The organism is Actinomadura sp., from assembly GCF_044508335.1.
In the GTDB taxonomy this organism is placed as follows: Bacteria; Actinomycetota; Actinomycetes; order Streptosporangiales; family Streptosporangiaceae; genus Spirillospora.
The window spans coordinates 6,372-13,060 of sequence record NZ_JBIQHY010000075.1; the positions used below are offsets into that span (position 1 = coordinate 6,372).

The following is a 6,689-nucleotide window of genomic DNA, read 5'->3' on the forward strand; positions in this document are numbered from 1 at the left end:
GGTGCAGGGGGAACATACGCGACGGCCTCCGGCGGCAACGCGATGTCCGCTCTCATAGCGCCGCACGAACTCGGGCACTCGCTGGGCGGGCTGAACGACGAGTACGACTACTACCAACGGGGTGTGCCCGGTGGGACGTACACCGGCCCCGAGCCCGACTCGATCCACCACACGCTGCTGACCGAGCACGAGATGAAGGCGCAGAAGAAGAAGTGGTGGCGGTGGCTGGGTGAACGGAGCGAGGCCGGAGGCGTCATCGGACGCTACGAGGGCGGCCTCTACTTCAGCAAGGGCGTGTGGAGACCGAGCCGGCACTCGATGATGAAGACGCTCGGCTACTACTACGACCAGGTCGCGCGTGAGCGGATGACAGAGCGGATCTCAGCCAAGGTGAACCTGGTCCAAGCGCACACGCCGACGGATGCTCCGGTGGGCGACGACCGTGTCCTATGGGTGGAGACGATGCATCCCGCTAGTCACCGGTTGTCCATTGCGTGGACGGTCGATGGGAAGACCGCCGGAAAGGGTTCCAACCTCGACCTCGCCGGGCTGCACCTCAAGAAGGGCACGCACACCGTCAAGGTGACGGTCACAGACCCCACCGACTTCGTCCGAGACCCGGCGATCAGGACGTCGCCCGCGCTCACTCAGGGTCGCACGTGGAGTGTAAACACCAGCTTGAAGACCCCATCGGCGACCATGCCGGTCGACTTCAGCTCCTCTACGCCGACCGGCAAGCCGGTTGGTGCCGAATCCGTCGTGTACGTGGAGACGACCCACCCGGCACGGTTCGCGCCCAAGGTGCACTGGGAGCTCGATGGGCGCCGCGTACGCGGCGGTGACCGGGACATCGATCTCGGACGGTTCCGCTTGTCCGCAGGTACGCACACGCTGGTCGCGAGGGTCGGTTCCAACAGCCGCGTGTGGACGGTCGACGCCGAACGTCCGACAGTGGCGTACGCCCTGTCCAAGGCCGCAGAGAGCCGGGTCCGGGCGGGGCACACGTCCGAGTTCGTGTTCGACGGCCCGTTCACCATGCGGCTGACCGGGACCGACGACCGTCCCGGCGTGGTCATCTCGGAGTTCCGCGTGGACGGCGACGGCTGGTTCAACTACTTCGGCTGGCCGACCGACTCGTCCGCCCCCTGGCTGTTCACCGCGGACGGCACCGTCATCGACGGCCTCACCTACGGCAAGCTCGGCAAGGGCCGCCACACCATCGAGTACCGCGCCACCGACCCGTCCGGCAACATCGGCAAGCCCCAGCGCTTCATCGTCACGCTCCGCTGAGCCGCGCAGGACGGACGGCGGGCGCCTGCGACACGGCCGCGCTGCCCCGCAGGCCCAGGCTGCCCGCTTCGACGACCTCGCACGACCGCGACGCTCTGCCCGATCAGGCTGCTCGGTCCACCGGACCCGTAGGGACGGCGAACGCCGGCCGCGGTATCGCGGCCGGCGTCGTCTTGCGGCCTCCGCCCTTCGGGGCGGCTGGTCGTCGCGCGCGCCGGCCGACGACCCCGCCGCCCCTCACCCGGACGCCGGCTCCGGGGCGGTCTTCGCAGCGTCCGCCTTGTCATCGCCGGGCGCGGGCGCAGCGGGCGCCTCGGGTGACGGGGAGCGGTGCGCCGTGGCGAGGACGGACCCGAGCAGGATCAGCACGAACGACGCGATGATCGTCCCGGTGAGGGGCTCGTTGAGGAACACGACCCCGGCGGCGACCGCCACGGCCGGGTTCACGTACGTGAACACCATGCCGCGGGACGTGCCGACTTCCCGGATCAGCTCGAAGAACACGATGAACGCCAGCGCCGTGCAGATCAGGCCGAGGCCGATGAGCGCGGCCAGCACGCGCCCGCTCGGCATCGCGTCCGGCCAGGTGGCGATCGCGGGACCGGTGTAGATCAGCGCGGCGATGGCCAGCGCGAACGCGGCCATGTGCAGGCTGGGCAGGCCCTGGAGGCGCCGCGTGGCGATCATCGGGGCGATCGCGTATCCGAGCGCGACGAGCATGACCTCGCCGATCGCCCGCGCGCTGCCGCCGCCGAGATGCGGCCCGGCGAGGACGCCGACGCCGGCCAGCCCGACGAGCAGCCCCGCCCAGCGCACCGGTCCGAGCCGCTCCCCGTCGCCGGTGAGCCGGGCCAGCACCACCCCGACGATGGGGACGGCCGCGATCAGCAGCCCGGTCATGGAGCTGGTCAGCCGGTTCTCGGCGTCGGACAGCAGCGCCCACGGGCCGAGGATCTCGACCGCGGTGAACAGCAGCAGCGGGCGCCAGTGCCGGCGCACCGCGTCCAGCTGCCCGGACCGCAGCACCAGCGGCAGCAGGATGAGGGCGCCGAGCGCGGTCCGCGCGAACACCACCATCGGCACCGAGACGCTCTCGACCGCCACTTTGATCATCAGGTAGGGGATGCCCCACAGCACGCTCATCAGCGCGAACAGAATCCAGCCACGGCGACTCAACACGACCTCCGTTCCCGTTCCGCCCGCCCCGCCGGGCGCCTTCGGCCCCGGCCACGGCACCGGACACTGCCGCGACTTCGCGGCAGCGACCCCCGCACAGCGGTATCCGAGCCGCTGATCAGCACCGGGCGGACCTCGCTGCGGCGGCGGAACCTGTGCGGCGTGCCCGGACCCGGTCGCGACCGCCGCCGGGATGATCCCGCCGCGCAGCGGATCCCTGCGCCGCGGCATCTGGTCCCGACGGCGATCGGTGCCGGGCCACTCGGCGTGACCAGCACTTTCGGCCGGCCCCATCGGGGCGGACGTTCTCAGGATGCCTGTCGGCGGGCCGCGCTGTCTTGAACGCTGTTGCGGTACGCGCCGGGCGTGACGCCGACCACGCGGCGGAACCAGCGGGTGAGGTGCGCCTGGTCGGCGAACCCCACGAGCGTCGCCGCCTCCGCCGGACGGTGCCCGGTCTCCAGCAGCGCCCGGGCCCGCGTCACCCGGTGCTGGGCGAGCCACGCGTACGGCGGCATGCCCACCGCGTCGCGGAACGCGCGCAGCAGCTGGTAGCGGGAGAGGTCCAGGTCGGCGGCCATTTCGGCGAGCGTCGGCGGGGCGGCCATCTCGTCCGAGAGGCGGGTCGCGACCTGCCGCGCGATGCCCCTGGAGTCGGATCGCCGGTGTTCCGGCACCGCTTTCGGCGCGTGGACCGCGTGCCGCCGGACGAGCGCGCCCAGCACTCCGAGCAGCCGGGACTCGCCCTCCAGCGGGTCTTCGCCGAGCCGCAGGGCACGGTGGGCCAGCCGCAGCTCCTGGCCGAGCCGGACGTCGTCGATGATCGGGTCGCGGAAGTGGGGTTCGGCCGGGACGGGGCCGGGCTCCGCGGTCGTCGCGGCGCCCAGCAGTTCGGCGCCCGGGTAGACGCACAGGTAGGCGAACCCGTCCGGGCGCGCCGGACCGCCCGTGTGCGCCTCCCCCGGCTCGACCACGACGAGGCTGCCGGCCGCCGAGTAGATCTTCTCGCCCCGGTAGCGCATCGTCTCCAGGCCGTCGACCGTCACCCCGATGGCGTACTCGTCGTGGGTGTGCGGCGCGTAGTGGCGGCGGCCGATCCTGGCCGTCAGCAGGTCGAGCGGCGCGCCCTGGATCCCGGCGACGCGGGTCCAGAGGGTCTGGTCGGCGGACGGCGCGCCGCCGCGCCCGAGGAGGAGGTCAGGCCGAGAAGACGTGCCGGAGCCGCCAGCGGTCCTCGTCACGGCCCAGCTCCGCGACGGCCACGCCCTCGGCGCCGGTGACGCGGACCCGGTAGACCCTGCCCTCGCGGGCCGTCCCGTAGGTCTTCAGCACCTCGTCCACCGCGTAGCGCGTCCCCCGCCACTCGTACGCGGTGAGCCGTCCCGCCGGGTCGTGCTCCGTTCGGACCGGCTCGTTCAGCAACTGCCCCATGCCGGGAGCGTAGCATGTATTCGAACTGGTGTTCGCAGGTCGGAGGGGGTTCCACGATGTGCCGCGCGACGCCCCGGGACCGTTCGGCACCGGCCGCAGTCCACCGTACGCCGGCGCACCCGCTTCCCGCCGGGTGCGGCACGCCGGCGGCCTGGGCGGCGCGAAGCCGGATCACGCCAGTCATGTACGAGCTAACGGAGAACACCTCCAACCTCATCCCCGACACGGCCGACGGGCGGCCGATGGGGGGTAGGGACCGGTGGAAACGAAGGGAACGGTCATGATCAACGGTGCACACGTGATCCTCTACAGCCGCGACGCCGAAGCGGACCGCGCGTTCCTGCGGGACGTGCTCGGCCTGCCCGACGTCGACGCCGGTCACGGATGGCTGATCTTCAAGCTGCCTCCGGCGGAGGTGGCGGCGCACCCCACCGACGAGGAGCCCCGCCACGAGTTCTACCTGATGTGCGACGACATCCGCGCCACCCTGGACGACCTCGCCCGCAAAGGCGTCCAGGTCGACGCGCAGGTCAGCGATCAGGGCTGGGGACTGCTCGCGGCGATCAGGCTGCCGAGCGGCGCCGAGCTGCCGATCTACCAGCCCCGGCACCCGCGGGCCACTGACCTGTAGAGCCCGTCATCCACAGGTTGTGGACAACCATGACGCACACCTCCTCGTCCCTGGTGACACGCGATCCGGGGGTCGCGTCCACAGGCGGATCCCCAGAACAGCCGGGTTTTCCACGCTTCGGGCGCCCCGCCGGGCGCCGTCCTCTCCATCATCCACGCACCCCGGCCGCCGTCCACAGAATCCACACCCTGTGGATAACTTCTGTGCACACCCTGGGTACGACCGGCCGGTTCGGCGTCCACCATTCTTCCCCAGGTCGCCCCCAGCCGTCCCGCCTCGTTGTCCACGTCGTGGAAAAGCCGATGACCTGGACTAAGAGCACCGTGGGACGCCTCTCGCCCACACCGCATTCACAGCCTGTGGGCGAATCTCCTCCACAACCGAAGCCGGGCAGTGGACAACGCCGCCCACCGGCAATCCCCAGCCACGTCCCCAACCGGCCACCGGCCCTACGCCGGCATCGCCTCAAGGTGGGCGCGGCTGGAGGCCATCCGGATCACTGAGGAGGAACTACCGGACGCCGTATGACGTGTCCCGAAGGGCGCTGATCCTGGGCAGCCCCGCGTGGGAACCCGCCCGAGCGCCCGCTTGAGTCCGCCGTACAGGTCATCCACGCTCGCGGTGAGATGCTTTCGCGACCCGAAGAGATGCAATTCGACGTCGCCGCGCCAGGGTTGGAGCGTCATCTGCCCGCCCGAAGCCGCAGAGGTAGAGGATGGAGTAGCACCCATACCCAGGCACTGGCCGCGAGGGTTTTCCACAGACTGTGGACAACAAGGTCGGGAGGCATCGTGGACTTCACCGAGCACACCGCCACAGAGGCCGTTCAGAACAGTTTCAGCGAGACTCCGGACGCACGCCTCCGGGAACTGCTGAACACGCTCACCCGCCACCTGCACGCGTTCGTCCGCGAGGCCAGGCCGTCCGTCGAGGAGTGGGAACGCGGGATCGAGTTTCTCACCGCGGTGGGTCAGGCATGCACTGACACACGGCAGGAGTTCGTCCTGCTGTCGGACGTCCTCGGCGTCTCAATGCTCGTGGAAACCCTCAACGAGCAGGAAGGCGGGACGGAGAGCACCGTCCTGGGCCCCTTCCACATGGTCGAGTCGCCACCGCGGGAGCTGGGCGACAGCATCGACCTGGTGGGCGAAGCCGAACCATGCGTGGTATCGGGCCGAGTCTTGAGCACAGACGGAACACCACTGCCCAATGCTGAAGTCGACGTATGGCAGTGCGATGAAAACGGCTTCTACGACGTCCAACGGCCGGATTCACAGCCACCCGGCAACGGCCGTGGACTGTTCCGCACCGACGATGAGGGACGCTTCCGTTTCCGCACAGTCGTCCCCAGCCATTACCCGATCCCCACGGACGGCCCGGTCGGGCAGCTTCTCAAGGCCACCCGGCGGCATCCCTACCGTCCCGCGCACATTCACTTCATCGTCCGGGCGGACGGCCACGTGCCCCTGACCACTCATATCTTCGTGGCCGACAGCCCTTACCTTGACTCGGACGCCGTCTTCGCGGTCAAGCACAGCCTCATCGTCGACTTCGCCGAGTCCCACGACGAGGCGGCCGCCGCACTCAACGGCGTTGAAACCCCTTTCCGGCACGCCGAGTTCGACCTGACCCTCCCCAGACAGCCGGCGTAGCCTGCACCAACGCCCTCCGACTCCCCCGGCCACCCGAACCAGAAACGAAACCGCGGCACAGTTATCCACAACCTGTGGAGAAACACTCCCACCTTATGGATAACTGCTCCCGACCATCACCGACGACGCCCCACTACTCCATCAGACTCCAACCCGCGCCTTCACCGAGATCCACCCCCGTGATGCCGAGGTCCCATGCAGTCGTTTCGAAGAACGCCGGCCGGATTGGCCATAGGCACGCCGTGGGGCCACTACGGAAGCGGATACAAGTAGTCCGACCACGCGATCGGCACCGCCCTCATGGACGCCATCATAGGAATCGCAGCAGGCCCCGGGAGGAGATGTAGGGGCGGAGCCCCACAGGGGTTCGGGCCTCAGTCGGCGTGCTGAAGAAGCGGCGGAAAGAGGACGAGGGCAGCAACCCCGCACAGACAGGACGAAACGCGGAAAGCTCAGCCGGGAGGGGGCGTGGGGGCGGAGCCCCCACATCGGGGGTCTGGGGGTCGCCC

6 protein-coding genes are annotated in these 6,689 nt (G+C 70.0%); 3 read left to right on the forward strand and 3 right to left on the reverse strand.

Features of this window, described 5'->3' with window-relative positions; genetic code table 11:
* Positions 1-1,290, forward strand: a 1,290-nt coding sequence (locus tag ACIWVC_RS23045; protein WP_396454560.1) for a M64 family metallopeptidase, incomplete at its 5' end; no start/stop codon positions are given.
* Between the two features lie 237 nt (positions 1,291-1,527).
* Here the strand turns inward: ACIWVC_RS23045 and ACIWVC_RS23050 are convergent.
* The 3 genes from ACIWVC_RS23050 to ACIWVC_RS23060 form a co-directional block, all read right to left on the reverse strand.
* Positions 1,528-2,526 (reverse strand): DMT family transporter, encoded by a 999-nt coding sequence (locus tag ACIWVC_RS23050; protein ID WP_396450230.1) that lies wholly within the window; start codon positions 2,524-2,526, stop codon positions 1,528-1,530.
* A 248-nt stretch (positions 2,527-2,774) separates the two neighbouring features.
* Complete coding sequence (locus tag ACIWVC_RS23055) at positions 2,775-3,707, reverse strand: AraC family transcriptional regulator (protein ID WP_396450232.1); 933 nt, start codon at positions 3,705-3,707, stop codon at positions 2,775-2,777.
* A complete protein-coding gene (locus ACIWVC_RS23060) occupies positions 3,664-3,897 on the reverse strand; it encodes a hypothetical protein (protein ID WP_396450233.1) in 234 nt (77 codons plus the stop codon). Before ACIWVC_RS23060 ends, ACIWVC_RS23055 begins: the two co-directional genes overlap by 44 nt.
* A gap of 280 nt (positions 3,898-4,177) precedes the next feature.
* Here ACIWVC_RS23060 and ACIWVC_RS23065 point away from each other — a divergent pair, with 280 nt between their 5' ends.
* The gene (locus tag ACIWVC_RS23065; protein WP_396450235.1) at positions 4,178-4,528 is read left to right on the forward strand and encodes a VOC family protein; all 351 of its coding nucleotides are present in this window, start codon (positions 4,178-4,180) and stop codon (positions 4,526-4,528) included.
* A gap of 791 nt (positions 4,529-5,319) precedes the next feature.
* Positions 5,320-6,180 carry a dioxygenase gene (locus ACIWVC_RS23070; protein ID WP_396450237.1) on the forward strand — a complete coding sequence of 287 codons (861 nt, stop codon included), beginning with the start codon at positions 5,320-5,322 and terminating at the stop codon, positions 6,178-6,180.
* Positions 6,181-6,689 lie beyond the last annotated feature (509 nt).

What these genes read in the sequence shown, in the direction of transcription:
- ACIWVC_RS23060 (WP_396450233.1), bottom strand. Translation starts at nt 3,897, where the DNA reads ATGGGGCAGTTGCTGAACGAGCCGGTCCGAACGGAGCACGACCCGGCG.
- ACIWVC_RS23065 (WP_396450235.1), top strand. Translation starts at nt 4,178, where the DNA reads ATGATCAACGGTGCACACGTGATCCTCTACAGCCGCGACGCCGAAGCG.